Consider the following 24,801-nt stretch of genomic DNA (forward strand, 5'->3'; position numbering starts at 1 on the left):
CGCCGCACGGGGGCGCCGACCGGAGCGGCTGAGAGACTGACCGTATGAACGAAGCCACCCCCCGCAGCGTGACCCTCGACTTCTGGTGCGACCTGCAGTGCCCCGACTGTCGTACCGCCTGGCAGCAGGACCTGCGGGTGCTACGCGAAGGCTATGGCGACCGGCTGGAGATCCGGCTGCGCCACTTCCCCCTGGAGAAGCACAAGTACGCCTTCGCCGCGGCGCAGGCCGCCGAGGAGGCCTTCGCCCAGGGGCTGGGCTGGGAGTACGTCGAAGCCGTGCTCGCCCGAATCGAGGAGCTCGAACAGCGCGGCGAACCGCTGCTGGTGCGGATCGCCGAGGAGTTGGACCTCGACGACGAGGAGATGGACACCGCGCTGGTGGACGGCCGCCACATCCTGACCGTGGACGCCGACCACGCGGAGGGCAAGGCGATCGGCGTCACGGGTACGCCCACGTACGTCATCGACGGGGTGCGGCTGGACGGTGGCAAGAGCCAGGAGGGGCTGCGCGAGCGGATCCAGGAGCTCGCCGACCGTGTGCTGGGTTCGACCGCCGACTAGGCCTTGCCCGGCGGGACTTCAACAGCCGCGGTGCGAGCGCCGGACGGGCATTCCATAGAGCCCGTCCGGCGTTTGACGACAAAGCGCTTGATAGCCACGCGCGGATCGGGGCCTAGAGCAGAGGCTTGGCCAGACACAGCTCGGTGGCCCGGTAACCGAGCGACTCGTACAGCCGCAGGGCGGCGGTGTTTCCGGCGAAGACGTTGAGGCCGAGCGTTCGGATGCCCCTCGCCAGGCACTCGCGCTCCGCCAGCAGCATCAGGGTGCGGCCGTGCCCCTGACCGCGCCGCGATGGCGCGACCTCGACGTCGAAGACCCAGGCGGGGGTGTCCGGTTGGGTGCGGTCACGCAGCCCCAGCCACAGCCAGCCGACGTCCTGTCCGCCATGGGCGAGGATCCGCAGCACCGCGTCGGCGGTGTGCGGGCCGTCGCCGAGCAGCCTGCGATGGTCCGCGTCCGCCTTGGCGGCGGCCTGCTCGTAGGGCACCCCGCGCTGGACCCAGCTGTCGATGTAGCGCGCCCGGCCGCGCTCATGCCAGACGTCGTAGTCGGCCTCTCCCATCGGCCGCACCTCGGCGTCCCCGGGCAGCTCGGGCGGGGTGTCCGGCAAGGACTTGATCATGCCGCGGTTGCGCTCGACGTAGCCGAGCGCGCTCGCGAGACGAAGCGCGATCGCCGCATCGGCCGGAACGCGCGTCTCCACCCAGCGGCACCCCCAGCCGCGCAGCACCTCCTCGGCGGCGAGGGCCGCGACGGTGCCGCGACCGCGTCTGCGGTCCTTCTCGTCGATGTCCAGCGACACGATGCGCCCGGCCTCGGGGCCGAACCGCTCGTCCGTCGCGAGCTGGATCACGCCGACCGGACGGCTGTTGACGCATACGGTGAACCGGCGCGAGCGCCCACCGTCCGCACCGCGCTGCTCCGCGCCGGCGGGCCGCAGGGTGGTTGTCATGGCTTCGCTCCCCCATCCCGTGGCGCTGTCCCGCCACGAACTCCCATCGGATAAGTCCCGTAGCGCAGGGCGGCCCCCGGTCACCTCACGGGTTGGCGTCCACTGCCGCCCGCTCGGCGAACACCCGCGCCGCCTTCGCGGTGACCGGCCCGGGCGCGCGCGGCAGTTCGCGGTCGTCCACCCGGTGCACCGCCTGCACATCGCGGGTCGACGAAGTCAGGAAGATCTCGTCGGCCGTCCCGAGCACATCGAGCGGCAGGTCGGCCTCGCGCGCGCCGGCCCAGTCGATCACCAGCCGACGGGTGATCCCGGCCAGGCAGCCGGAGTCCAGCGGCGGCGTGAGCAGTTCGCCCCCGAGGGCGACGAACACATTGGTTCCGGTGCCCTCACAAAGCCGCCCTCGTGTGTTGCCGTAGACCGCCTCGCTGGCGCCGCGCTCCAGGGCGTAGGCGAGGGCGACGACGTTCTCCCCGTAAGAGGTGGTCTTCAGCCCGGTGAGCGCGCCGTTCTCGTTGCGCGTCCAGGGGACGGTGACGATCGCCGTGGTGTCCGGCCGCCGACCCGTCTCTGCCAGCGCGACGACCAGCGTCGGATCGCCGTCGCCGCGGCGGGAGCCCAGCGGCGCTATCCCGCCGGTGTAGGTGATCCGCAACGCTCCGTACGGCACCGGGTCGGCGTCGAGCACCGCGAGGCAGGCCTGGCGCACCCGCTCGCGGTCCGGCTCCGGCAGGCCGAGACCGCGCGCCGAGCGGGCCAGCCGCGCCAGATGCCGGTCCAGTGCGAACGCCGTCCCGGCTGTCACCTTGAGCGTCTCGAATACGCCATCGCCCACGGTCAGACCATGGTCAAGCGCGGACACCGCGGCACTGGCGGCGTCCCGCAGTTCGCCGTCGACCCAGATCTTCACTGTCACCGTCCTCCGCTCATGCGGCCCCGTCCCTCCCGACGCTACCCCCGCTCACCCTCTACCTGCCCGGCACGCTGCGGAAACGGAATTTGAGCTGACGCGGAATTCCGCTAGAGTTCAACACGTCGCCGGGACGCGGAAGCGAACCGGCGGGGGGTCGATCCCAGATCACTCTGGGAGAGACACATGCGGACGTGGCTCAGTTGGTAGAGCATCACCTTGCCAAGGTGAGGGTCGCGGGTTCGAATCCCGTCGTCCGCTCGATGGGGGTCCTTGGATCCTCACGTGGTGGAGTGGCCGAGAGGCGAGGCAACGGCCTGCAAAGCCGTCTACACGGGTTCAAATCCCGTCTCCACCTCGGACGATTAGCTCAGCGGGAGAGCGCTTCCCTGACACGGAAGAGGTCACTGGTTCAATCCCAGTATCGTCCACTGAGTCCGTAAGGACTCGCGGTGCCCCAGCGGTACCACCCGCGCGATTAGCTCAGCGGGAGAGCGCTTCCCTGACACGGAAGAGGTCACTGGTTCAATCCCAGTATCGCGCACGCGGCCCCTACCAGGGCCTGGGTACAAGGACGATTAGCTCAGCGGGAGAGCGCTTCCCTGACACGGAAGAGGTCACTGGTTCAATCCCAGTATCGTCCACACCGCAGCACCGAGGGCCGGAGCATTTCGCTCCGGCCCTCGGTCGTTTCGCCTCCGTCCAGGGAAAACCGCGGGGCCCGGACACCTCCCCCAGGTGTCCGGGCCCCGTGCCGCCCGTTTCGCCCCCCGTCCCCACGGGGTCCTGTCGCCGGTTTCCCGCCCGGGCCGCTCTCCCGGACCTCGAACGCTTAGTCAGCGCCCCATCAACCCAGCTACGGACGACGCTTGTACGACCACGGCGTGCCAGCCGCCGCAGGCCACGGCGAGAAGCACCGCCAGCGGGGCGGCCATCGCTACGGCCACCAGCGGATGCCGGGTTCCCGTCCGGCTCTCCGCAGGCAGCGCGGCGGACCTCAGCTCACGTACACGCTTGATCGCACGTACCGCCGTGTCCGTCATGGCTGCTCCCCCTGACCCTTCTCTTCCGCACCGTGATCGTTCGCTTTGATCATTCGCTCTGATCGCTCGCTTTGGCAGCGGCGGGCGTCTGACCTCGGGGGACGAGCGCTCCGCCCGCCGCATGACCTCAACACTAGGCGCGCGGGGCCACCCGGTCGTCATGCCCTCGTACAGCTTCACTGGCCTCCCCGAGGATGACGCCGGAGCTGCGCGAATACTCCCCTGGTTGGAGACGCGTACCCCAACCCCCCGGGGGGATCCCCGAGGGGGTGTCCCGGGGGTACGCCGCGGCGACTGCCAACCGACGCTATGCGCCGCCCTCTTCTTCCGCGTCCTCCCGGGGTATCGGCTGCTCGACGAGCGCGAGCACCCGGTTCGCCATGAACCTCGCGGTCCGCACCACGGATCCGCTCCTGGTGACTTCACTCACTTCGACCACTCCCCGGCGCACCGCGGTCTCCACCCGCCGTCCGGCCCTGGTGGCCACCACTTCGTAGGTACGGGTGGTGTCCCCGGCATCCACCACTATCTCGACACGATCACCTTTCATGCCGTCAATCCCCCTATTTCGACGGTCCGTTGGCGACATGGGGCGGCGGCGCGGCCATCCGGCGGCGTACCGATCCCCACCTGTCCAGGATCCCACCCACCACTGACAATCCGTCCGCTGACGCGTGCGGCGCCTCTCCGCGTCCCGGCCGGTCAGTCCGTAAGCTGTGCCTCGTCAGACGGGGACCGGGCGGGTGTCACACGGCGCGCAGCGCCTCCATCGAGGGCGATGGTGGGCGAAGGGCGGGCAGGGCCTCCCCACCGGAGGTAGGGGAAGGACATGGCGATGATGCGGCTCCGGCGAGAGGATCCGCGTGTCGTCGGCTCGTTCCGGCTGCACAGGCGGCTCGGCGCCGGCGGGATGGGCGTGGTCTACCTGGGCGCCGACAAGCGCGGGCAGCGGGTGGCGTTGAAGGTGATCCGTCCGGAGTTGGCGGAGGATCAGGAGTTCCGGCAGCGGTTCGCCCGTGAGGTGTCCGCGGCCCGCCGGATCCGCGGTGGCTGCACGGCGCGTCTGGTGGCCGCCGATCTCGACGCGGACCGGCCGTGGTTCGCCACCCAGTACGTGCCGGGCCCCTCGCTGTACGACAAGGTCAGCTCGGAGGGGCCGCTGCCGGCCGCCGAGGTCGCCGCCATCGGTGCCGCCCTGGCCGAGGGGCTGGTGGCGGTGCACGACGCCGGGGTGGTGCACCGCGATCTCAAGCCGTCGAACATCCTGCTCTCCCCCAAGGGCCCGCGCATCATCGACTTCGGCATCGCATGGGCGACCGGGGCCAGCACGCTGACGCATGTCGGTACCGCGGTCGGCTCGCCCGGCTTCCTGGCCCCCGAGCAGGTGCGCGGTGCGGCGGTCACCCCGGCGACGGACGTGTTCGCCTTCGGTGCGACGCTCTCCTACGCGGCCGCCGCCGACTCCCCCTTCGGACAGGGCAGTTCGGAGGTCATGCTGTACCGGGTGGTGCACGAGGAACCGGACCTGCGGGGGGTACCGGACTCGCTGGCACCGCTGGTGCACGCCTGTCTGGCGAAGGAGCCGCAGGACCGGCCGAGCACGGCCCGGCTGGCGGAGCGGCTTTCGGAGATCGCCGCCCGGGAGGCGCGGGGGCTGGACGCGGTACGGCGGGACGGCGGAACGCTGCCGAAGGCTCCGGGTCCGCGGTCCGAGCGGCCGGTCGGCCGACGCGCACAGGAGTACGCCGACCAGCGCACCGAGCGACGCCCGGTAGGCCCCGAGGCGGCCTCCGGACGCAGCACGGCCCGTACCGCCTCGCCGCGCACTCCGGTGCCCAGGGCCACGACGGGCCGATCCGGCGTCCGGCCGCCGCAGCGCACGCCCGCGGCCCGCCCACCCTCGGGGCGCCATCCGGCGGGGCCCCCGGCCGCCCAGCGGCCGTCGACGGCGCGCTCGTCGGCGCAGCGCGGCCCGGCGGCTCGCCGGACCGGTCGCCCCGACGGCAGGCTGCTGCGGCAGCGGCTGATCGTCTTCGTGACGGTCACGCTGCTGGTCGCGCTGGGCATCGCGGTGGCACAAGGCTGCCAGGGGCCCGCGCGCGGTTTGGGTCGGGGCGGGCCGCCCACGATCGGGGCCACCCAGTCGGGCGGCGCGCTCCCGTAGTCCCGCTCGGTGCCTGTTCGGCGAGGTCTTGGTTGGGGACGGCGGGTTCTGGGGTCGCCAGTCCACCCCGTCGTGGTTGCCCGGAGTCGCGGCGGACGTCGTGGCGCGAGCCCCCGGCTGACCGGCGGCGTCGAACCCGCCGCGGTCCGTGACCGAATTCCATCGGAAGGGCCCCTGGCGCGGGCGTCATCGCGGCGGTAGGTTTCCAAGCGCTTGCTTAGTTCAGGGAGGACGCGGCGTATGACGACCACCGACCGGACCGGGCCTGACGCGGCGGAACTGCGCCGCCGGGTCCGCGCGCTACTCGACACGCACGACCCGGCGGCCACCGAGCGGCTGGAGTTCCTCCGTGCCCGCTTCGACGCCGGGCTGGCCTGGGTGCACTTTCCGCCCGGGCTCGGCGGACTGGGGGCGCCGCGCGCCCTGCAGGGCGTGGTGGACGCGGAGTTGGCGGCTGCCGGTGCCCCGGACAACGACCCGCGCAGGATCGGCATCGGCCTCGGCATGGCCGCCCCGACCATCCTGCGGTACGGAACCGATGGGCAGCGGGGGCGCTTCCTGCGGCCGTTGTGGCTCGGCGAGGAGGTGTGGTGCCAGCTGTTCAGCGAGCCGGGCGCGGGCTCCGACCTCGCGGGGCTCGCCACCCGTGCGGTGCGCGATGGCGACGAATGGGTGGTGACCGGGCAGAAGGTCTGGACGTCCAACGCGCACAACGCCCGTTGGGCGATCCTCATCGCACGGACCGACCCCGAAGCGCCCAAGCATCGCGGCATCACCTACTTCATCTGCGATATGACCGATCCGGGCGTCGAGGTCCGGCCGCTACGGCAGATCACCGGCGAGGCGGAGTTCAACGAGGTCTTCCTGACCGAGGTGCGGATCCCGGACACCCTTCGGCTCGGCGAGGTCGGCGACGGCTGGCGGGTCGCGCAGACCACGCTGATGAACGAGCGGATGGCGATCGGCGGTTTGGCACTCCCCCGCGAGGGCGGCATGATCGGCGGCGCCGTCGCGACCTGGCGCGAACGCCCCGAACTGCGCACGCCCGAACTGCACGACCGGCTGTTGCGGCTGTGGGTCGACTCCGAGGTCGCACGGCTCAGCACGCAGCGGGTGCGCCAGCAACTGGCGATGGGCGCGCCGGGCCCCGAGGGCTCGGGGATGAAACTCGCCTTCGCCCGCCTCAACCAGGCGATCAGCGGCCTGGAGTTGGAGCTGCTCGGCGAGGACGGGCTCCGCTACGGCGACTGGACGAACAACCGCCCGGAGACGGTCGACTTCTACGGCCGCGACGCGGGATACCGCTATCTCCGTGCCAAGGGCAACTCCATCGAGGGCGGGACCTCGGAGATCCTGCGCAACATCATCGCGGAGCGGGTGCTCGGCCTGCCCAGCGAACCGCGTACCGACAAGGACGTCGCCTGGAAGGACCTGCCCCGATGACCGCCGATGACCTTGACCTGCTGTACTCCGATGTCGAGCAGGACCTGCGCTCGGCGGTTCGGGACCTGTTGACCGACCGCTGCCCGGCCTCGTCAGTACTGGCGCGCTGCGACAGCGACACGCCGTACGATCTGGGCCTTTGGCGGACGCTTGCGGTGCAGCTCGGTCTGGCAGGACTGCTGGTGCCGGAGAAGCTGGGCGGCCAGGGCGCCTCGGCCCGGGAAGTCGGCGTCGTACTGGAGGAGTTGGGCGGCGCGGTGGCTCCGGTGCCGTTCCTCGGTAGTGCCGTGCTGGCCACGAGTGCGCTGCTCGGCTGCGACACCGGCGACGGGCGTGTCGCGGCGCTGCTCGGGCGGCTGGCGTCGGGCGAGTCGACGGCCGCGCTCGCCGTGCCGCTGTCGACGGCACCTGGCGGCGCGTTCCCGACGGGGGTACGGGTGGACGCGGACGGTGTGTTGAGCGGGCGCGTCACCAGTGTTGCCGACGCCACGGTGGCGGACGCGCTGGTCGTGCCGGCCGTCGGCCCCGACGGGCCGGCGCTGTACGAGGTCGCGGCCGACATGCCCGGTGTAAGGATCGCCGCCGCGACGCCGCTGGACCTGACCCGGCCCATCGCCGACATCGAGTTCGAGGCGGCTGCGGGCGGGCTGCTCGCCGGTGCGCGGACCGCCACCGCCGCACTGGACGGCGCGCTGCTGACCGGCGCCGGACTGCTCGCCTCCGAACAGCTCGGCGTGGCGCAGTGGTGCCTGGACGAGACCGTCAACCACCTCGGCCAGCGGCGGCAGTTCGGGCGTGTCGTGGGATCCTTCCAAGCGCTCAAGCACCGGCTGGCGGACGTCTGGCTGGAGGTCGTCTCCGCACGCGCCGCCGCCCGGGCCGCCGCCGACGCGTTGGCGAAGACCGCGCCCGACACCGCTCTGCTGGTAGCGGTGGCCCAGGCCTACTGCGCACCGGTCGCGGTGCGCGCGGCGGAGGAGTGCGTACAGCTGCACGGCGGCATCGGTATGACCTGGGAACACCCCGCCCACCTCTACCTCAAGCGCGCCAAGGCCAGCGAGATCGCGCTGGGTACGCCGGGGCGCCATCGGGCGGCTCTCGCCGCGTTGGCGGACCTTCCCGCGGCCGGGTGATGCGTGCGGGGGCTTCGCGGACGCGAAGCCCCCGCCTCAGGCCACCGGACGCCCGGCCGTCACCGCGTAGAAGGCCACGGCCGCCGCGGCGCCGACGTTCAGCGAGTCCACCCCGTGCGCCATCGGGATGCGCACCCACTGGTCCGCGGCCACCAGCGCCCGGGTGGACAGACCTTCGCCCTCGGCGCCGAGCATCAGCGCCACCCGGTCCATGCGGTGCGGCGCGACGACGTCGATGTCCTCGGCCTTCTCGTCGGGCGTGAGGGCCAGCAGCCGGAAACCGCCCTCCCGTACCGCCTCCAGATCGCGCGGCCAGTGCTCCAACCGCGCGTAGGGGACGGAGAAGACGGCGCCCATCGACACCTTGACCGAACGGCGGTAGAGCGGATCCGCGCAGTCCGGGGAGAGCAGAACGGCGTCCATGCCGAGCGCCGCGGCGCTCCGGAACACGGCACCGATGTTGGTGTGATCGTTCACCGCTTCCATGACCACGACGCGCCGTGCGCCGGCCAGCAGCTCGTCCGCCCCCGGCAGGGTCTTGCGCTGCATCGAGGCGAGCGCGCCGCGATGGACGTGGTAGCCGGTGACCTGCTCGGCGAGTTCCGGGCTCACCGCGTAGACGGGCGCCGGGACCTCGTCGATGACGTCGCGCATCGTGTCGACCCACTTCGCCGACAGCAGCATCGACCGCATCTGGTAACCGGCTTGCCGGGCGCGCCGGATGACCTTCTCGCCCTCGGCGATGAACAGGCCCTCGGCCGGTTCGCGCCGCCGCCTCAGCTCCACATCCGTCAGGGAGGTGTAGTCGCGCAGGCGCGGGTCGGCGGGGTCGTCGATCGTGATGAGCTCAGCCACAGGGTGATACTGCCTTGTCCCGCTTACGGTGCCAACGCCCGGGGTGACCCGAGTTACCCACGGTTACCCAAGCGGAGCGCCACCACGTCGCCGATGACGATCACCGCGGGCGGCCGGACGCCCTCGTCGGCCGCCGTCCGCCCGACCGTCGCCAGCGTGGCGTCGACCCGCCGCTGAGCGGCTGTGGTGCCCTCCTGGACGATGGCGACCGGCGTGTCCGCGTCCCGGCCGTGCGCGATGAGGGTTCGGGCGATCGCGCCGATCCGCTCGACCGCCATCAGCAGCACCAACGTGCCGTGCAGCCGCGCCAGCGCCGCCCAGTCGACCAGCGAACTCGGGTCGTCCGGTGCGACATGCCCGCTGACCACGGTGAACTCATGCGCCACCCCCCGGTGTGTCACCGGGATCCCGGCCGCGGCCGGAACACTGATGGAGCTGGAGATCCCGGGCACGACCGTGCACGCGATCCCCGCCTCGGCCAGCGCCTGGGCCTCCTCCATACCCCGCCCGAAGACGAACGGATCGCCGCCCTTCAAACGCACCACGGCCTTGCCCGCCTTGGCGTGTTCGATCAGCGCGTTGTTGATGGCCTCCTGGGCCATCGCCCGCCCGTAGGGGATCTTCGCCGCGTCGATCACCTCTACATGCGGCGGGAGTTCATCGAGCAGATCACGCGGACCGAGGCGGTCCGCGATGACCACATCGGCCTCCGCGAGCAGCCGCCGGCCGCGCACGGTGATCAGGTCCGGGTCGCCGGGGCCGCCGCCCACCAGGGCCACCGAGGGCGTACGCGCCCGGTGGTGCGGAGCGGCGAGGGTGCCGTCGCGCAGGCCCTCGACGACCGCGTCGCGCACGGCGGCGGAGCGCCGCGGGTCACTGCCGGTCAGCACGGCGACGGTCACGCCCTCGCTGCGTCCGGTCGCCGGGGTCCACGCGGTGGCGGCGTCGGCGTCGTCACTGCGTACGCACCACACCCGGTGCTGCTCGGCCTCGGCGGACGCGGCGGCGTTGGCCTGCGGGTCGTCGGTGGCGACCACCGCGTACCAGGCATCGGCGAGGTCCCCCTGCTGGTACCTGCGGCGCTCCCAGCGCACCTCGCCCGCGTCCACCATCGCCTCCACCGACGGGGTCGCCGACGGCGAGACCAGTACCACGTCCGCGCCCGCCGCGACCAGCGAGGGCAGCCGACGCTGTGCTACCTGGCCGCCGCCGAGCACGACGACACGCCGTCCGGAGAGCCGCAGTCCGACCGGGTATGCGGGCACGTCGTTACGGTCCATGGCGGTACAGCTCCTCATGCGGTGGCGATGGGCTCTGCGCCGCTGCGTCGTTGGAGCGGCAGGGTCCCCTCCCGGGGGGTTCCGAGATTAGCGGCTGGGCCGCCGGGGTGGGCTTCTGGCCTGGGTTTTCTTCCATTCCAGGGGCCCACCGCGGGTCCGGTGGGCCTTCGTCGGGTTGCGGCGAGTTCGACACCGCCGGTCCGCACCGTGGGGGTTGCCCCCGTTGCGGCGGGGAGTTGTCGCCGCCGCCGCGACACCGAACAGCCACGACGGAGCGGACCGGCGGCCGCGGAACTGCCGTACCCCCATGGAGCGCGCCCCGGCAGCGGCGGGGGTCAGCCCTTCTCGGTGACTCCCGCCGAGTCGAAGGTGGCGACCTCGTGCATCACGCGGGCGGCGCTCTGCACCAGCGGCAGTGCCAGCAGGGCGCCGGTGCCCTCGCCCAGCCGCAGGTCCAGGTCGACCAGGGGGCGCAGGCCGAGCTTGGTCAGCGCCGCCACGTGGCCGGGCTCCGCGCTGCGGTGACCGGCGATGCACGCGGCCAGTGCCTCCGGCGCGATGGCCCGGGCCACCAGCGCGGCGGCCCCGGCGCTGACGCCGTCCAGGATCACCGGCGTACGCAGGGACGCGCCGCCGAGCACCAGGCCGACCATGGCGGCGTGCTCCAGTCCGCCGATCGCGGCGAGCACACCGACTGGATCGGTCGGGTCGGGCTGGTGCAACTCCAGCGCGCGCCGCACCACATCGACCTTGCGGGCGTGCATCTCGTCGTTGATGCCGGTACCGCGGCCGGTGACCTCAGCCGGGCCCACACCGGTGTAGACGGAGATCAGCGCCGCCGAGGCGGTGGTGTTGGCGATGCCCATCTCACCGGTCAGCAGTGCCTTGTTGCCCGCCGCCACCAGGTCGCGCGCGGTCTCGATGCCGACCTCGATCGCCCGCAGCACCTCTTCGCGGGTCATCGCCGGACCGGTGGTGAAGTCCCCCGTGCCGTGCCGGACCTTCCGCGGCAACAGGCCGGGCGTGGTGGGCAGTTCGGCCGCCACGCCGACGTCCACCACGCAGACCTCCGCGCCGACCTGGTTGGCGAAGGCGTTGCACACCGCGCCGCCGCCCAGGAAATTGGCCACCATCTGGGCGGTGACCTCCTGCGGCCAGGCGGTGACGCCCTGGGCGTGCACACCGTGGTCGCCCGCGAAGATCGCCACGGCGGCGGGCTCCGGGATCGGCGGCGGGCACTGCCGGGACAGCCCGCACAGCTGCGCGGAGATGATCTCCAGCATGCCGAGCGCGCCGGACGGCTTGGTCATCCGCTTCTGCCGCTCCCACGCCTCACCGAGCGCCTTGGCGTCCAACGGGCGGATGCCGCGCAGGGTTTCGTCGAGCAGGTCGTGCGGCTGCTCTCCGGGCAGCGCCCGGCGTCCGTACTCCTCCTCGTGCACCACCCAGGACAGCGGACGGCGCTTGGCCCAGCCCGCCTGCATCAGCTCGGGCTCCTCGGGGAACTCGTCGACGTACCCGACGCACAGGTAGGCGACGACCTCCAGGTGCTCGGGCAGGCCGAGTTCGCGGACCATCTCGCGCTCGTCGAAGAAGCTGACCCAGCCGACGCCGAGCCCTTCGGCGCGCGCGGCCAGCCAGAGGTTCTCCACCGCCAGCGCCGAGCTGTACGGAGCCATCTGCGGCTGCGTGTGGCGGCCGAGGGTGTGGCGGCCACCGCGCGTCGGGTCAGCGGTGACCACGATGTTGACCGGGGTTTCGAGGATCGCCTCGATCTTCAGCTCGCGGAACTGCTTGGCCCGGGCCTTGGGCAGCGACTTGGCGTAGGCGTCGCGCTGCTTCATCGCCAGCGCGTGCATCTTCTCGCGGGTCTGGGTGGACCGGATGACCACGAAGTCCCATGGCTGCGAGTGCCCGACGCTCGGCGCCGTGTGCGCCGCCTCCAGCACCCGCAACAGCACCTCGTGCGGAATGGGGTCCGGGCGGAAGCCGTTGCGGATGTCGCGGCGCTCCCGGATGACACGGTGCACCGCTTCGCGTACCGCCTCGTCGTATCCGGCGGCGGAGATGCCCAGCGCGGGTTCGGCGTCCCCGGATCCGGGGGTTTCGGCCGACGCCGCGGGCGGTGCGGCCTCGGTTGCCGCGGCCACCGGCTCGGGCTGCGGTTCGGCGGCGGAGGCCTGGCCGGCCGCTTCCGGCTGCGGCACCACCACATCCGCGACGGGCTGCTCCGGCTGCTCGGCGACGGCCGGTTCGGCGGGGGCCTGCGCGGTGGACTCCTCGGGCGCGGTGTCCGTGGCGGCGGGCTCCTGGGCCGCGACGACCTCGGGCTCGGCGGCCTGGGGCGCGACGATCCCGGGCGCGGCGGCCTGGGGCGCGACGATCCCGGGCGCGGCGGCCTGAGGCGCGACGATCCCGGGCGCGGCGGCCTGAGGCGCGACGATCCCGGGCGCGGGCGCCTCGGCCGAAGTGTCCGGCTGCGGCGCGGCGTTCAACACGGTGTTCGCCGCCGGCACCGTCACCGGCTCGCTCTCGGCCAGCACGGGGGCGGGTACGGCGATGGGTTCGCGGTCCAGGTCGGCGAGGCCGCCCGGCTCGTCGGCCGGGGCGTTCAGCGGTGCCTCGGCGACCGATTCCACGACCGCGGTGGGCACGACGGGCGTGCTCTGCGCGGGAGCTTCCGGGGTCTCGGGGGCTGCCTGGACCGGCACCGAGAACTGCGCCGCCTCAGCGGGCGCTTCCTCGGCAGCGACTGCGGCTGCGGGGCTCTCCTCCACGGCGACGACCGGAACGGCAGGCTCCGCCGGAGCTCCCTCGGATACGAGGGAGCTCTCCCCCACCTGCTGGGCGGGAAGTTTCGGCTGCGCCTGTTCGGCCGGAGCCTCGGCGGCAGCGGCGGGCTCGCCCGGAACCAGCGCCTCGGTACCGGTCGCCGGGGTGGCGGTCGCCGGGGTGACGGTCGCCGGGGTGACGGTCGTCGTCTCGGCGGCAATCCACGGCCCACCGGACACCGGGACGTCACCGTTCTGCTGAGCCGGGATCGCGGCGGGCTCCCCGGCCGGAGCGTCGAGGTACTCGGGCCCGGGGGTGCGGTCCCCGGCGCCAGAGCCGAGCTGCGACTCCGGCTGGTGCACCGGTGCGGGACTGGCGGGCGCGGGCGCCGGCCCGCGTTCGGCGAGCGAGCGCACGGAGACACCGCCGACGGCGTCCGCCGACGGCATCGGCGGGCCCATGTTCAGCGGACGGCGAGGTGGCACCGCCTGCCCGGCGGAACCGGGCGCCGATGCGGCGGGTACACCCTGCGCGGGCGTACCTGAAGCCGGTGTCGCCGCGAAATCGGCCGCGGCCACGGGGCGTTCGACCCCTTGCGGCGCGAGGCCCGCATCCGCCACGACCGGCTCGGGTTCGACGGCGGCCGGTGCGACCGGCTGCTGCGGAGCGGCGGCCGGCGGAACCACCGGCGGAGCCGGTTGCACCGGTACCGGTTGAGCGGGGACCGGCTGCGGATCGCCCCACGAGCCCTGCGGTGCGGGCATCAGCAGCAGGTCGTCCTCGTCCTCGACGGCCACCGGCGCCTCTACGCCGTCCGGTTGGTCGAGGAAGGTGAACGCGGGAGTCGCCGGGGCCAGGAACGCGTCGGTGCTCCAGCCGTGTCCGGATTGCGGCGCAGCCTTGGCGGCTTCGCCGGTCCGCTCGGCGTGCGGCTGCTGAACCGCTTCTCCGCCTACGTTCTCCGGCAGTCCCTCGCCGGGGACCGGGCCGGTGTCAGTCATGCGTGCCCCTCGCCCATCGGTATCGATCCTTCCAGCCCCGTGATGCGCCGGCGGCTTCGGCGTACGGGCCGCGCCTTCGGACCGACCGGCGGCAGGGCTCGCGGTACGCGCTCCTTGTGCCGGGCGGTCACAGGGAGAACGAGCACGCGTGGCAATGCGTGACGACCCCCCGGGACGTTCATTGTCCCGGTAGCTCGCGCGCTACGGCCACCCAACTCGCCATCCGGGCGCTGTGGACTGCGCCACTCCGCTGGCCTGCGGCACGGGGAGCCCCGTCACCGACGCCGCGCTCACCGCCGAAGGCGACGTATGGCCGACACCGTGTCAACACCACGTCGCCGCCGGTAGGCGGCACAACGGTCCGCCAGCCTACCGCGCGATCAGCCGAACGTGTTCCAAGCCCCCGTCACCATCAGACAAATGTTCGTCACATCCGAGTGCCGCACAGCAGGAACACGGTGGCGCGCTCGCGCTCCGCCCACTCACCGTCCAGCTCCACCGACTGCAACAGCGCGCGCTCGACCGAGTAACCGGCCTCCTGCAGCGCCTGGCCGACCCGTTCCGCCTCATCGCGCGTTGTCGCACTGGCGGCGATACGTTCCGGTTTACGCGCCGCACAGGCGGCCACAACATCTGCCCCGCCGCCGCCGACGCGCACGATGTCCGGCTCCGGCAGATCCTCCAGGACATGCGGGGCGGCGCCCTCCACCACCTGCGGTTGTACGCCGTAGCGGCGGGCGTTGGCGGTGGTCTGGGCACAGGCCTCGGCGTCCCGGTCCACCGCGATGACCGCGGCACCGAGCCGGGCAGCCTCCACCGCCACCGCGCCGCTGCCCGCGCCGATGTCCCAGAGCAGATCGCCGGTGCGCGGCCCGAGCCGGGCGAGTTGCAGGGCGCGCAGCTGGGCGGACTGCCGGGCGCCCGGCGTGTCGGGCCCCGGTCCCGGCGCGTACTGCGCCTCGGGCAGCGCCCAACCGCGGTTGGCGCCCGGATAGCCGGGGTCCTGGCCCGCGATCCAGCCGCTGCTCTCGGCCGCCGACACGCCGCCGATGACCAGCACCACGTTGGGGTCGCGCCAGGTGTGGTCGGCGACCTTGTCGGAGGTGAGCACGGTGACCTCCTCGTGCTCGGTGCCCAGCGCCTCGCAGATGACGAAGGTGCGGTGCACTCCGCCGAGCAGCAGGGCGAGTTCGGCGGGTCCGGCGCCCGGCGCGGTCAGCACCGCGACCTTCGGGTAAGCCCGGATCACGTTCACCGCGCGTCGCAGCGTGCGGCTGTGCGCCACCACGGTGCGCGCGTCGTCCCATGGCATTCCGGCGCGGGCGAAGGCCTGGGCGACGGAGGAGACGCCCGGCACCACCTCGACCTCCAGGCCGTGCTCCGGCTTGCGCAGTGCCCGTACGACGCCGAAGTAGCCGGGGTCGCCGTCGGCGAGGACCACGGCGGTGCCGCGATGCGCCGCGATGCGGCGGGCGGCGAGATCGATGCTGCCGAGCAGGACGCGTTCGGCGTCGGCGGGAACATCGGGCAGCGCCAGATGGTGGCGCGCACCGGCCACCAGGGTGGCCGCGCCGAGTGCGGACAGTGCCGCCGCGGTAAGCGGTGTACCGTCCCACCCGATCACCGTGACCCGGTCCGCCATCGTCGTCCTTCGCTCGGCGTGTCTACTGACTGTGCTGTGCGGGCGTTGTCGCCAGAACCAGGCGCAGACCTGGCAAGACACAGTATCCCGGCCGGGTCTGGCCAAGCACGGGAGCACCCGGCGCACATGCCGAACGGACGATCAACGCCAGTCGGGATAGGCGGCGTATCCGGAGTCGTCCATCACCCGGCCGGCGACCCCGTCGAGGTCCTCCGGCAGCAGACTCCACACGATCAGGTCGGTACGGGCCTCGGTCCACCGGCCGTCCGCGCCACGGCAGCGCACTATCCCGGCGTTGCGCAGCACGCCCTCGCTGATGCAGCCGATCTTCTGGGCCACCTGCTGGGAGGCGGTGTTGTCGGCGGCCGTGCGCAGCTCCAGGCGCTCGAACCGCTGGTCCTGGAAGAGCCATTGGGCGGTGGCGAGCACCGCCTCCGAGGCGTAGCCCTCGCCGCGCGCCCAGGGGGCGGTGATGTAACCGATCTCGGTGCTGCGGCAGCGCCAGTCGGTGTCGTACAGGTGGATGGTGCCGACCAGGCGCTGGGTGAGGAACTCGCTGACCGCGAAGACGATTCCGCGGCCCGACGCGCGTTCGGCGGGAGCGCTCCTGGTGACCCAGTGGCGGGCGTCGGACACGGTGTACGGGTAGGGGGCGGGCGACCACGCGGTGACCAGTTCGTCGTTCATCATCTCCGCCAGCGCCGGGATGTCCTCCTCGTCGAATGTACGCAGGGACAGCCGTTCCGTGCTGATCGAGATGTCCGGGAAGATGTCCGGGAAGGTGGTTGTCATTCGACGCTCCTCGCCGAGCCACATGGAAAGAGCCGGGTAAAAAGCACAGCATGCAGCATCGGGCGCGGTCCGCGCAGTGCGGGGTACCGGGCCGCCGACTCGCGCGTGGCGTCCCGGCGGCCGTGGATCGCCGCTGGTCCAAAGGGCCTTCGGGGAACGGTGCGTACCCCGCCCGTCCCCTCTCCTGTCACTCTCTCCTGCTACCGTCTGCCCGCGTGACGATCCACCACGCAGCAGGAATCGGTTACCAGCGTTCGGCGGGCGGCTACGAACGGTCCCGGCCGTCCTACCCCATGGCGTCGCTCGCGGAACTGGCGGACGCGCTGCCCCTGCACGCCGGGCGCACGGTCGTCGATCTCGGCGCTGGTACGGGTAAGTTCACCCGTCTGCTGGCGCTGACCGGTGCCGAGGTGATCGCGGTGGAGCCGGTCGCGCAGATGCGTGAACGGCTGGCGGAGCTGCTGCCGGGGGTGGCGGTGACGGCCGGCACGGCGGAGTCCACCGGTCTGGCGGACGGCTGTGCGGACGCGGTGGTGGCCGCGCAGTCCTGGCACTGGTTCTCCAGCGGCCAGGCACTCGCCGAGGTGGAGCGGCTGCTGCGGCCCGGCGGTGCGCTGGGGCTGGTGTGGAACACCTACGACACTTCGGTGCCGTGGGTGCGCGACTTCCAGGACATCTACTTCCGCTGCGCGCCGCGCGATCTGCCCAGCCCGCTGGACGACAGCTGGCGGGAGGCGTTCACCGGCCGCCCCGGCTGGTCCGAGCTACGGGAGCGGCACTGGCCGAATCCGCACTCGACGACGGTGGCGGACGTGGTGGAGCGGATGATGTCGTCCAGCCACATCGTGGTGCTGGGCGAGGCCGAGCAGGAGCAGGTGCGGGCGCAGGCCGTGGAACTGCTCAAGCGGCAGGGTGTGACCCGTGGTGAAGAGCGGCTGGAGATGCCGTACACCACGGACGTGTACTGGCTGCACTGGCGGCCGTAGCGACGAACGCTACGGCCGCCGGTGGCGCGCCTCAGGCGGTGGGCTGGCCGAAGGCCGGGACCACCGCGCCCTTGAAGGTCTTCTCGATGTACTGCTTGACCTCGTCCGAGTTGAGCAGCTTGGCGAGCTTCTGGACCCGCGGGTCGTTCTGGTTGCCCTGCTTGACCGCGAGGAAGTTGGCGTAGGGGTTGCCCTCCGCCTTCTCCAGCACCAGCGCGTCCTTGGCCGGGTCGAGGTTGTCGCCGATGGCGTAGTTGCCGTTGATGATCGCGGCGTCCACGTCGTCGAGGGAGCGCGGCAGTTGGGCGGCCTCGAGCTCCTTGAACTTCAGGTGCTTGGGGTTGTCGGCGACGGCCGCCGGGGTGGCGTCGTTGCCGGTGCCCGGCTTGAGGGTGACCAGCCCGTTCGCCGCGAGCAGCTTGAAGGCGCGGCCCTCGTTGGTGGTGTCGTTCGGGACGGCGACGGTGGCGCCGTCCTTGATGTCCTTGACCGACTTCGCCTTGTGCGAGTACAGACCCAGCGGCTCCAGCTCGACGTTGGCGACCGGCACGATGTGGGTGCCGTTCTTCTTGTTGAAGTCGTCGAGGTAGGGCTTGTGCTGGAAGAAGTTCGCGCCGACGTCACCGTTCTCGGTGGCGGTGTTCGGCAGGACGTAGTCGGTGAACTCCTTGACCTCCAGCTTCAGTCCGGCCTTCGCGGCCAGGTTGTCCCGAACGAAGTCCAGGATCTTGGCGTGCGGCGTCGGGCTGGCGGCCACGATCAGCGGGGCGTCGGTGCCCTTCTGCTGGGCGGTCGAACCCCCGGAGGAGGAGGCGCAGGCGGTGGCGCCGAACGCGAGCGCTCCGGCAGCGAGGAGGGAGGTGGTGAACTTGGTTACGGTACGCACGAAAAGTGCCTTTCGTTGTGGGCGCTGGGCCCGATTTCCGGTACAGCGGTAGGACTTCGGGGACTTCGCCCCGAACCCCTGGCTTTCTGTGAGGGCTTCGCCCTCGTCCCCCCATGAACTCGGGGGCTAGGCCCCCGAAGCCCGCTTGCCGCGGCGGGCGAGCGCCCGCGCGGTGAAGTCGCCGAGCAGCTGGATGACGGTGACCAGGACGACCAGGATGACCAGGGTGATCAACATGACGTTGGTCTCGAAGCGCTGGTAGCCGTAGCGGATCGCCAGGTCGCCCAGACCGCCCGCGCCGACCGCGCCCGCCATCGCCGTGTAGCCGACCAGGGCCACCGCGGTGGTGGTCAGCCCGGACACCAGCGAGGGCAGCGACTCCGGCAGCAGCACCTTGCGGACGACCGTCCAGGTGCTGCCGCCCATCGACTGCACCGCCTCCACCAGCCCGTGGTCGACCTCGCGTATCGCGGTCTCGACGAGGCGGGCGAAGAACGGGATGGCACCCACCGCCAGCGGCACGATCGCCGCCTCGGCACCGATGCTGGTACCGATCACGTACCGGGTGAAGGGGATGAGCGCGACCATCAGGATGATGAACGGCAGCGACCGACCGACGTTCACGATCGCCCCGACGACCTTGTTGACCGCCGTGTTCCGCAGCAGCCCGCCGCTGTCGGTGAGCACCAGCAGGACGCCGAGGGGCAGTCCCACGACCACCGCGATCGCCGCGGACCAGAGCACCATGTAGAGGGTGTCCCAACACGCGGGCAGCAGCATGGGCTGCAACTCGTCCCAGGTCACTTCGCGGCCTCCTTGACCAGCGTGCTGTCCGCCTTCCGCCCGGCGGCGGCGCCCACCGGTGCCACGTCGACCTGCAGGCCCTTCTCGCGCAGGAATCCGATCGGCACCACGTTCTCCTCGAAGCGGCCCGGCAGTTCGATCCGCATCCGGCCGATCTGGCGGCCGCCGATGGTCTCCATCGCCGCGCCGAGGATCGAGATGTCGATGTTGTACGTACGCGACAGCTGGGAGATGACCGGCTGGGTGGCGGCCTCACCGTGGAAGGTGAGGTCGACGACCGTGCGGCCCTCCTCGGAGGGCTCCCCGCCGACCGGGAAGAGTTCCTGGGCGAGTTCGGACCCCGGGGTGGCCAGCAGTTCCGTGACGGTGCCGGACTCCACGACCCGGCCTCCCTTCATCAGCGCGGCCGAGTCGCAGACCGCCTTGACGACGTCCATCTCGTGCGTGATCAGCAGGACGGTCAGCCCCAGCTGCTGGTTGAGGTCGCGCAGCAGCTGCAGGATCGACCGGGTGGTCTCCGGGTCGAGCGCCGAGGTGGCCTCGTCGGACAGCAGCACCTTGGGGTCGCCCGCCAGCGCGCGGGCGATGCCGACCCGCTGCTTCTGGCCGCCGGACAGCTGCGCCGGGTAGGCCTTGGCCTTGTCGGTCAGACCCACCAGGTCCAGCAGCTCAAGCGCCTTGCGGGAACGCTCCTGTCCGGAGACGCCGAGGATCTCCAGCGGCAGTTCGACATTGTCCTGCACGGTGCGCGCCGACAGCAGGTTGAAGTGCTGGAAGACCATGCCGATCTGGCTGCGGGCGGCCCGCAGCGCCGCGTTGGCGCGCCGGGAGCGCCCGGCCAGCGCGGTGAGGTCCGTTCCGGCGACCTCAACGGTGCCGGAGGTCGGGCGCTCCAGCATGTTGACGCAGCGGATCAGGGTGCTCTTCCCGGCGCCGCTGCGGCCGACGACGCCGTACACCTCGCCCTCGCGGACGTGTAGATCGACGCCGTCGAGAGCGGCTGTCTCACGGCCTCGTGAGTGGTAGACCTTCCTCAGGCCCGTGGTGGTGATCACTGGGTTTCCGTCACTGTCGAGTACATGGCGGGATGGCCGTCACGTACGGGTGTTCCGTCTCGGATTACGGCAGGGTGCGGCCCGGTGTGCCGGGCGGCGATGGGGTCAGCGGCAGTGCGTGCCGGGCGGCTGCGGGTCGTGGGCGAGCCGGCAGCGTTCGATCGCCGCCAGGCGCACGCGACGGCTTCCGGCGGTGGCGCGGGCCATGCCGAAGGCTCGGGGCACTGGAGAAGTCATCAGGTGTCCGTGGTGCGGGAGTGGTCCGGATGCGGACGCTGCTCTGCTCTGTCGGGTAGGGGATGTCGCTCGCTTCGGGGCGCGAGGCTCAGGCAGGGGCCCTCAGAGTTCGCACATTCGACACATACGACGAACACCGGGCGTCATCGCCTCGGTCGCGCGGCTGCGGCTGTTCGTCGTCGTCATGCGCCCCAGTAAACCAGACGCCAGCCGATCATTCCGCATTCCGGTCGCGTTGTCCGCCATACGGACAACTGGCGGGGTGGTCAGCCGCCGACGCGCAGCGCCACGCCTGCGGCGTCTACCTGCGCGGACACCTGCGACAGGTCCTTGACCAGCAGATCGGCGTCCAGCTCCGAGCGGTCATGGGTTGTGGTCAACGCCACCGTGCGCATACCCGCCGCCCGGCCCGCCTGCAGCCCCGCGGGCGCGTCCTCGAAGACCGTGCACCGCCCTGGCAGGTATCCCAGCTTCTCGGCCGCCAGCAGGAACGGCTCCGGGTCGGGCTTGCCGCGCCGTATGTCCCCGGCGCTGACCAGCAGTCCGGGAGCGATCCCGGCCGCCGCCAGCCGCGCCTCGGCCAGCCGCCGGGTGGCCGAGGTCACCACCGCCCACCGTTCGGCGGGCAGCGAGCGGAGCAGCGCGAAGGTTCCGGGCAGCACGACCAGGCCGTCCACATCCTGGACTTCGAGCTCCTCGATCCGGGCAAGCGCCTGCTGGACCCGCTCGGCGGGCAGCAACTCGGCGATGATCTCGGCCGCCGGACGCCCGTGCAGCTGGACCCGGGCGAACCGCTCGGCGGTGATCCCGTACTCTCGCGCCCACCGGGTCCAGCAGCGGACGACCGACTCCAGCGAGGAGACCAGGGTCCCGTCCATGTCGAACAGCAGCGCATCGGTGCGGAAGTGCGAGGGGCTCATGATCCGCGACCCTACGTGGCCGGGTGGGGGCGCCGCATCCGGCCTTTCGTCCCGTAATAGAGTCACCGCATGCTCGTACACCCCTGTCCGGTCCGTCCCGTTGCGCGGGGCGTCCGGTGATCGGCGCGCTCACCGTGGCGGTCACGGCCGCCGCGCTGCTGCTCGCCGCGTGGTGCGGGTACGCCACCGCCCGCGACCAGTCCACCAAGGACTGGCACTTCATCGGCATGGCTGCGGTGTCCGTCCTTGCGCTGGCCCAACTGGTGGTCGGCATCGTGGAGTTGACCGGCGGGCACAAGCCCGACAAGGGGACGGTGGTCTTCGTCGCCTATCTGGCGGGCGCGGCGCTGGCCATCCCGGCGGCGGGCTTCATGTCGCTGCTGGAGCGCACCCGCTGGGGATCGGCGACGGTTACGGCGGGCGGGGTGATTCTGGCCGTGCTCCAGGTGCGGCTGTTCGACATCTGGGGAGGCGGGCATGGCTGAGAGCCAACCCAAGGAGAAGCGGCGGAAGATCGGCGAGGGCCCGGGGCGGCTCATCGTCTCCCTGTACGCGGTGTTCACCGTCGCCGCCGGTTCGCGTTCGCTCTACCAGTTGATCGCGCAGTTCCACCAGGCGCCGCTGGCGTATGTGCTGTCCGCGGTGGCCGCGGTGGTCTACGCGTTCATCACGGTGGCGCTGGTGCGCGGCGGAGAGTCGGCCCGCCGACTGGCGATGGTCTGCTGTGCGGTCGAGTTGGCAGGGGTGCTCGCCGTCGGAACGCTGACCATCGCCGACACCTCGGCGTTCCCGGACCAGACCGTGTGGTCCTACTACGGGATGGGCTACCTCTTCATTCCGCTCGTGCTGCCGGTGACCGGGATGCTGTGGCTGCGCAAGGCTGCCCCGCAGCGCGTGAGCACGGCGGGGCAGCCCCAGGCGTAGTGGCGGGCAACGGTCAGGCGCTGGCGGCGAACGACGACGCCGCGGCGGGCGCGCTGCTGACCGGCTTTTCCATGGTGACCAGGCTCAGTCGGCGGTTGATCTGCTCGGTACCGGTCTGGGCGTAGCCGAGTCGGCGGTACAGGCGCAGATTGCCCTCGCTGCGGTGACCGGTGAACAGCTGGAACCTCTTGGCCTCGCGCTCGGCGGCGAGCCGCTCCTCGATGGCGCGCAGCAGCCGGCCGCCCAGGCCGTGCCGCTGCATCCGGGGGTGGACGATCAGCTTGGCTATCCGAGCGGTCCCGTCGGCGTCGACCGTGCCGCGCACCGAGCCGACGACCTCCTCGCCGAGCCTGGCCACCAGCACGCAGCCCTCACCGAGTTCGGCGCGCAGCGCGTCGAGGGTCTGGGTCAGCGGCTCGATGCCGTAGTCGCCGTACAGCTCGGCCTCCCTCTGGTAGCAGAGGTACTGGAGTTTGAGGATCTTCTCGGCGTCGTCCTCGACCGCCGTAGAGATGGTCACGCTCATGCCCATGTGCGCAGGCCTCCCCTTTGTGTTCTCCCGGACGCGGGTTTGGGTGAGGGTGTACGTCCGGGATGAGTGCCCTGGTTGTCAGAGGCGGCGTGGGTTTACCCCGCCTCCGTGGCGCCGATGATCGCACAGTCGTCCGGAAGGCGAGCGCGAGCGGTATGCCCACCTCTGTTCCAGTTCGGGTCCTACTCCGGACACGTCAGAAGCGCCCTGTCGCCGACTGTTTACCGCTCCTTACCCCGTAGTTGCGCCCCTTCAACCTCCGATCCGAGCCGGGCACGCAGACAGCCGAGGCAACGCGAGCGCAGCGGGCCGAGACTGCCCTGTGAGATTCCCAACTCCCGGGAAATTTCTCGGTAAGTGGGGTCGGAACGGGACAACAGTGCGGATAACAACTCCGGGCAGCGGCCCGGCAGCTTCCGGATGACCCCACGCAGAGAGCGGCCGAGCTCGGCGTCCAGCGCCTGGCGCTCCACCGCGGGCTCGGCCGCCAAGTGCCCCGGCCCGTACGGGAGCTCGCGCCGCGTCCTGCGCCGGGCGCGGCGCGCCTCGCGGCGGACGGCGTCCCGTAGCCACCCCGCGCTGTCGGCGGGCGCCCGGCCGCGCTCCAAAAGCCGCAGCCAGACGGCCTGTTCGAGGTCCGCGGGGTCCACCCCCGCGGGGCCCGCCTCCGCGGCGGCCTCGGCGGCCAGCAGCGGGGCGAACATGTTGATCACGTCGAGGATCGGCGCCATGTCAGGGGTGATGCCCAGCATTCGGCACGCACTTGCCGTGTTACGCCGAGATCACCCGCACGGGGGGTGCAGCGAATGGTTTCGCCTCCGCTTGTCAACTGTGCGTACCAAGTGGGTGAACCTGGCGTGGAACTCGTCAGTAGCCGCGAGTATCGTCCCCGTCAGGAGTGACGCGGGGGCTGTTCCGCGCACTTCTTTTCCTTATCGGCTGACCCCGACCGGAGGGCCCGTTGTCCCGCATTCTGCTCAAGGCGCTGCTCACCTTGCTGATGCGCGTCCTGTTCCGCCCACGGGTGGAGGGCGTGGAGAACATCCCGGAGAGCGGTGGTGTGATCCTCGCCGGGAACCACCTGACCTTCATCGACTCGCTGTTCCTGTCGCTCGTGGTCAAGCGTCCGGTGTACTTCATCGGCAAGGACGAGTACGTCACCGGGCGGGGCATCAAGGGTCGGCTGATGGCGTGGTTCTTCACCACCGCGGGCATGATCCCGGTGGACCGCGACGGTGCGAACGGCGGGGTCGCGGCGCTGATGACCGGAAAGCGGGTCCTGGACGAGGGCAAGGCCTTCGGTATCTACCCGGAGGGCACCCGCTCCCCCGACGGCCGTCTGTACCGGGGCCGCACCGGTGTGGCCCGGCTGGCGCTGATGACCGGCGCGCCGGTGGTGCCGTGCGCCACGATCGGCACCGACCGGGTGCAGCCCGGCGGTGCGGGCCTTCCGCGCATCACCCAGGTCACGGTCCGGTTCGGCGAGCCGCTGGGCTTCGCCCGGTACGAGGGCATGGACCGGGACCGCTATGTGCTGCGCGCCGTCACCGACGAGGTGATGAGCCATGTGATGCGGCTGTCCGGTCAGGAGTACGTGGACGTCTACGCGACCAAGGCGAAGGCGGCTCAGCCTTCGGCGGCTTAGCCGCCAGCTCGACGGCTGGGCGCCGCGCCCGCGTTCGGTCTGTCCGGTGGATCCGTGTCGGGTTGCGGTGGATGTGGCACCGCCGGGCTCCATCATCGGGGTTGCTCGCCATCGCGGCGGAGAACTGCTACCGGCGGCGCAGCCGCAAAATCCGCCGCGGCGGCGAGCAACCGCCGCGGCGTGGTCCGGCGGTGCCGAACTCCCCGCACCCGGCGGGGGTCGCCGGACGGGCCGCAGGCCGTGGACCGGGATCAGCCCGAACGGG

At 71.8% G+C, this 24,801-nt stretch carries 24 protein-coding genes and 5 tRNA genes; 13 read left to right on the forward strand and 16 right to left on the reverse strand.

Annotated features, from left to right (window positions below):
• The first annotated feature begins 44 nt into the window (after positions 1 to 44).
• Positions 45 to 563, forward strand: a complete 519-nt coding sequence (locus P2L57_RS27205; protein ID WP_275818724.1) for a DsbA family protein — start codon at positions 45 to 47, stop codon at positions 561 to 563.
• Between the two features lie 112 nt (positions 564 to 675).
• Here the strand turns inward: P2L57_RS27205 and P2L57_RS27210 are convergent, their stop codons facing one another.
• Together P2L57_RS27210 and P2L57_RS27215 are read right to left on the reverse strand one after the other, a co-directional pair.
• Entirely contained in the window at positions 676 to 1,515 is an 840-nt protein-coding gene (locus P2L57_RS27210; RefSeq protein ID WP_275818725.1) for a GNAT family N-acetyltransferase, read from the reverse strand.
• Between the two features lie 85 nt (positions 1,516 to 1,600).
• Positions 1,601 to 2,422 (reverse strand): aminotransferase class IV, encoded by an 822-nt coding sequence (locus tag P2L57_RS27215; protein ID WP_275818726.1) that lies wholly within the window; start codon positions 2,420 to 2,422, stop codon positions 1,601 to 1,603.
• Positions 2,423 to 2,610: 188 nt separating this feature from the next.
• Here P2L57_RS27215 and P2L57_RS27220 point away from each other — a divergent pair.
• The 5 genes from P2L57_RS27220 to P2L57_RS27240 all read left to right on the forward strand — a co-directional run bounded on the left by P2L57_RS27220 (position 2,611) and on the right by P2L57_RS27240 (position 3,066).
• Positions 2,611 to 2,683 (forward strand) — tRNA-Gly (locus P2L57_RS27220).
• Between the two features lie 26 nt (positions 2,684 to 2,709).
• A tRNA-Cys gene (locus P2L57_RS27225) sits at positions 2,710 to 2,780 on the forward strand.
• Between the two features lies 1 nt (position 2,781).
• Positions 2,782 to 2,853 (forward strand) — tRNA-Val (locus tag P2L57_RS27230).
• Positions 2,854 to 2,894: 41 nt separating this feature from the next.
• Positions 2,895 to 2,966, forward strand: a tRNA-Val gene (locus P2L57_RS27235).
• A 28-nt stretch (positions 2,967 to 2,994) separates the two neighbouring features.
• Positions 2,995 to 3,066 (forward strand) — tRNA-Val (locus P2L57_RS27240).
• 192 nt (positions 3,067 to 3,258) lie between these two features.
• Here the strand turns inward: P2L57_RS27240 and P2L57_RS27245 are convergent.
• Complete coding sequence (locus tag P2L57_RS27245; RefSeq protein ID WP_275818727.1) at positions 3,259 to 3,465, reverse strand: hypothetical protein; 207 nt, start codon at positions 3,463 to 3,465, stop codon at positions 3,259 to 3,261.
• A 307-nt stretch (positions 3,466 to 3,772) separates the two neighbouring features.
• The gene (locus tag P2L57_RS27250) at positions 3,773 to 4,015 is read right to left on the reverse strand and encodes a DUF8836 family protein (RefSeq protein ID WP_275818728.1); all 243 of its coding nucleotides are present in this window, start codon (positions 4,013 to 4,015) and stop codon (positions 3,773 to 3,775) included.
• Between the two features lie 279 nt (positions 4,016 to 4,294).
• On the opposite strand from P2L57_RS27250, the gene P2L57_RS27255 reads away from it, so the two are divergent.
• The 3 genes from P2L57_RS27255 (at position 4,295) to P2L57_RS27265 (ending at position 8,205) form a co-directional block, all read left to right on the forward strand.
• Positions 4,295 to 5,629: a serine/threonine-protein kinase gene (locus tag P2L57_RS27255; RefSeq protein WP_275818729.1), complete on the forward strand. Its 1,335-nt coding sequence runs from the start codon at positions 4,295 to 4,297 to the stop codon at positions 5,627 to 5,629.
• A 240-nt stretch (positions 5,630 to 5,869) separates the two neighbouring features.
• Positions 5,870 to 7,072 carry an acyl-CoA dehydrogenase family protein gene (locus P2L57_RS27260; protein ID WP_275818730.1) on the forward strand — a complete coding sequence of 401 codons (1,203 nt, stop codon included), beginning with the start codon at positions 5,870 to 5,872 and terminating at the stop codon, positions 7,070 to 7,072.
• On the forward strand, positions 7,069 to 8,205 hold the full coding sequence (locus tag P2L57_RS27265) for an acyl-CoA dehydrogenase family protein (RefSeq protein WP_275818731.1): 1,137 nt from the start codon (positions 7,069 to 7,071) through the stop codon (positions 8,203 to 8,205). Before P2L57_RS27260 ends, P2L57_RS27265 begins: the two co-directional genes overlap by 4 nt.
• A 36-nt stretch (positions 8,206 to 8,241) precedes the next feature.
• Here P2L57_RS27265 and P2L57_RS27270 read toward each other — a convergent pair whose 3' ends face one another.
• The 5 genes from P2L57_RS27270 to P2L57_RS27290 form a co-directional block, all read right to left on the reverse strand.
• Positions 8,242 to 9,060: a TrmH family RNA methyltransferase gene (locus P2L57_RS27270; RefSeq protein WP_275818732.1), complete on the reverse strand. Its 819-nt coding sequence runs from the start codon at positions 9,058 to 9,060 to the stop codon at positions 8,242 to 8,244.
• Between the two features lie 53 nt (positions 9,061 to 9,113).
• Positions 9,114 to 10,340, reverse strand: a complete 1,227-nt coding sequence (gene cobA, locus P2L57_RS27275; protein ID WP_275818733.1) for a uroporphyrinogen-III C-methyltransferase — start codon at positions 10,338 to 10,340, stop codon at positions 9,114 to 9,116.
• A gap of 335 nt (positions 10,341 to 10,675) precedes the next feature.
• Positions 10,676 to 14,113 (reverse strand): nicotinate-nucleotide--dimethylbenzimidazole phosphoribosyltransferase, encoded by a 3,438-nt coding sequence (gene cobT, locus P2L57_RS27280; protein ID WP_275818734.1) that lies wholly within the window; start codon positions 14,111 to 14,113, stop codon positions 10,676 to 10,678.
• Positions 14,114 to 14,540: 427 nt separating this feature from the next.
• Positions 14,541 to 15,755 (reverse strand): precorrin-6y C5,15-methyltransferase (decarboxylating) subunit CbiE, encoded by a 1,215-nt coding sequence (gene cbiE, locus P2L57_RS27285; RefSeq protein WP_275818735.1) that lies wholly within the window; start codon positions 15,753 to 15,755, stop codon positions 14,541 to 14,543.
• Positions 15,756 to 15,896: 141 nt separating this feature from the next.
• Positions 15,897 to 16,547 (reverse strand): GNAT family N-acetyltransferase, encoded by a 651-nt coding sequence (locus P2L57_RS27290; protein WP_275818736.1) that lies wholly within the window; start codon positions 16,545 to 16,547, stop codon positions 15,897 to 15,899.
• 215 nt (positions 16,548 to 16,762) lie between these two features.
• Between P2L57_RS27290 and P2L57_RS27295 the strand changes: the two genes are divergently transcribed.
• On the forward strand, positions 16,763 to 17,533 hold the full coding sequence (locus P2L57_RS27295) for a class I SAM-dependent methyltransferase (protein ID WP_275818737.1): 771 nt from the start codon (positions 16,763 to 16,765) through the stop codon (positions 17,531 to 17,533).
• Positions 17,534 to 17,564: 31 nt separating this feature from the next.
• On the opposite strand, the gene P2L57_RS27300 is transcribed toward P2L57_RS27295, so the two are convergent.
• The 5 genes from P2L57_RS27300 to P2L57_RS27320 form a co-directional block, all read right to left on the reverse strand.
• The gene (locus P2L57_RS27300) at positions 17,565 to 18,419 is read right to left on the reverse strand and encodes a MetQ/NlpA family ABC transporter substrate-binding protein (protein WP_275818738.1); all 855 of its coding nucleotides are present in this window, start codon (positions 18,417 to 18,419) and stop codon (positions 17,565 to 17,567) included.
• 126 nt (positions 18,420 to 18,545) lie between these two features.
• Entirely contained in the window at positions 18,546 to 19,223 is a 678-nt protein-coding gene (locus tag P2L57_RS27305) for a methionine ABC transporter permease (protein WP_275818739.1), read from the reverse strand.
• A complete protein-coding gene (locus P2L57_RS27310; protein WP_275818740.1) occupies positions 19,220 to 20,278 on the reverse strand; it encodes a methionine ABC transporter ATP-binding protein in 1,059 nt (352 codons plus the stop codon). The genes P2L57_RS27305 and P2L57_RS27310 overlap by 4 nt, the downstream gene beginning before the upstream one ends.
• A 105-nt stretch (positions 20,279 to 20,383) precedes the next feature.
• Complete coding sequence (locus P2L57_RS27315; protein WP_275818741.1) at positions 20,384 to 20,515, reverse strand: hypothetical protein; 132 nt, start codon at positions 20,513 to 20,515, stop codon at positions 20,384 to 20,386.
• A gap of 266 nt (positions 20,516 to 20,781) precedes the next feature.
• Entirely contained in the window at positions 20,782 to 21,435 is a 654-nt protein-coding gene (locus tag P2L57_RS27320; RefSeq protein WP_275818742.1) for an HAD-IA family hydrolase, read from the reverse strand.
• A 116-nt stretch (positions 21,436 to 21,551) separates the two neighbouring features.
• Between P2L57_RS27320 and P2L57_RS27325 the strand changes: the two genes are divergently transcribed.
• Together P2L57_RS27325 and P2L57_RS27330 are read left to right on the forward strand one after the other, a co-directional pair.
• On the forward strand, positions 21,552 to 21,920 hold the full coding sequence (locus P2L57_RS27325; protein WP_275818743.1) for a hypothetical protein: 369 nt from the start codon (positions 21,552 to 21,554) through the stop codon (positions 21,918 to 21,920).
• Positions 21,913 to 22,359, forward strand: coding sequence for a hypothetical protein (locus P2L57_RS27330; RefSeq protein WP_275818744.1), 447 nt, complete (start codon positions 21,913 to 21,915; stop codon positions 22,357 to 22,359). Before P2L57_RS27325 ends, P2L57_RS27330 begins: the two co-directional genes overlap by 8 nt.
• Before the next feature lie 13 nt (positions 22,360 to 22,372).
• Here P2L57_RS27330 and P2L57_RS27335 read toward each other — a convergent pair whose 3' ends face one another.
• Positions 22,373 to 22,891: a GNAT family N-acetyltransferase gene (locus P2L57_RS27335; RefSeq protein ID WP_275818745.1), complete on the reverse strand. Its 519-nt coding sequence runs from the start codon at positions 22,889 to 22,891 to the stop codon at positions 22,373 to 22,375.
• A 221-nt stretch (positions 22,892 to 23,112) separates the two neighbouring features.
• A complete protein-coding gene (locus P2L57_RS27340; protein ID WP_275818746.1) occupies positions 23,113 to 23,622 on the reverse strand; it encodes a sigma-70 RNA polymerase sigma factor region 4 domain-containing protein in 510 nt (169 codons plus the stop codon).
• 230 nt (positions 23,623 to 23,852) lie between these two features.
• Here P2L57_RS27340 and P2L57_RS27345 point away from each other — a divergent pair, with 230 nt between their 5' ends.
• The gene (locus P2L57_RS27345; RefSeq protein WP_275818747.1) at positions 23,853 to 24,536 is read left to right on the forward strand and encodes a lysophospholipid acyltransferase family protein; all 684 of its coding nucleotides are present in this window, start codon (positions 23,853 to 23,855) and stop codon (positions 24,534 to 24,536) included.
• The last annotated feature ends 265 nt before the right edge of the window (positions 24,537 to 24,801 follow it).

The sequence above is a fragment of the Streptantibioticus ferralitis genome (assembly GCF_029223525.1).
In the GTDB taxonomy this organism is placed as follows: domain Bacteria; phylum Actinomycetota; class Actinomycetes; order Streptomycetales; family Streptomycetaceae; genus Streptantibioticus_A; species Streptantibioticus_A ferralitis.

Excerpts from the sequence above, each read along its gene's own strand:
- P2L57_RS27245 (WP_275818727.1), bottom strand. The coding sequence starts at position 3,465 with ATGACGGACACGGCGGTACGTGCGATCAAGCGTGTACGTGAGCTGAGG.
- P2L57_RS27340 (WP_275818746.1), bottom strand. The coding sequence starts at position 23,622 with ATGGCGCCGATCCTCGACGTGATCAACATGTTCGCCCCGCTGCTGGCC.
- P2L57_RS27205 (WP_275818724.1), top strand. The coding sequence starts at position 45 with ATGAACGAAGCCACCCCCCGCAGCGTGACCCTCGACTTCTGGTGCGAC.
- cobT (WP_275818734.1), bottom strand. The coding sequence starts at position 14,113 with ATGACTGACACCGGCCCGGTCCCCGGCGAGGGACTGCCGGAGAACGTA.
- P2L57_RS27250 (WP_275818728.1), bottom strand. The coding sequence starts at position 4,015 with ATGAAAGGTGATCGTGTCGAGATAGTGGTGGATGCCGGGGACACCACC.
- P2L57_RS27210 (WP_275818725.1), bottom strand. The coding sequence starts at position 1,515 with ATGACAACCACCCTGCGGCCCGCCGGCGCGGAGCAGCGCGGTGCGGAC.
- P2L57_RS27260 (WP_275818730.1), top strand. The coding sequence starts at position 5,870 with ATGACGACCACCGACCGGACCGGGCCTGACGCGGCGGAACTGCGCCGC.
- P2L57_RS27335 (WP_275818745.1), bottom strand. The coding sequence starts at position 22,891 with ATGGGCATGAGCGTGACCATCTCTACGGCGGTCGAGGACGACGCCGAG.
- P2L57_RS27320 (WP_275818742.1), bottom strand. The coding sequence starts at position 21,435 with ATGAGCCCCTCGCACTTCCGCACCGATGCGCTGCTGTTCGACATGGAC.
- cbiE (WP_275818735.1), bottom strand. The coding sequence starts at position 15,755 with ATGGCGGACCGGGTCACGGTGATCGGGTGGGACGGTACACCGCTTACC.
- P2L57_RS27265 (WP_275818731.1), top strand. The coding sequence starts at position 7,069 with ATGACCGCCGATGACCTTGACCTGCTGTACTCCGATGTCGAGCAGGAC.
- P2L57_RS27330 (WP_275818744.1), top strand. The coding sequence starts at position 21,913 with ATGGCTGAGAGCCAACCCAAGGAGAAGCGGCGGAAGATCGGCGAGGGC.
- cobA (WP_275818733.1), bottom strand. The coding sequence starts at position 10,340 with ATGGACCGTAACGACGTGCCCGCATACCCGGTCGGACTGCGGCTCTCC.
- P2L57_RS27255 (WP_275818729.1), top strand. The coding sequence starts at position 4,295 with ATGGCGATGATGCGGCTCCGGCGAGAGGATCCGCGTGTCGTCGGCTCG.
- P2L57_RS27315 (WP_275818741.1), bottom strand. The coding sequence starts at position 20,515 with ATGACTTCTCCAGTGCCCCGAGCCTTCGGCATGGCCCGCGCCACCGCC.
- P2L57_RS27290 (WP_275818736.1), bottom strand. The coding sequence starts at position 16,547 with ATGACAACCACCTTCCCGGACATCTTCCCGGACATCTCGATCAGCACG.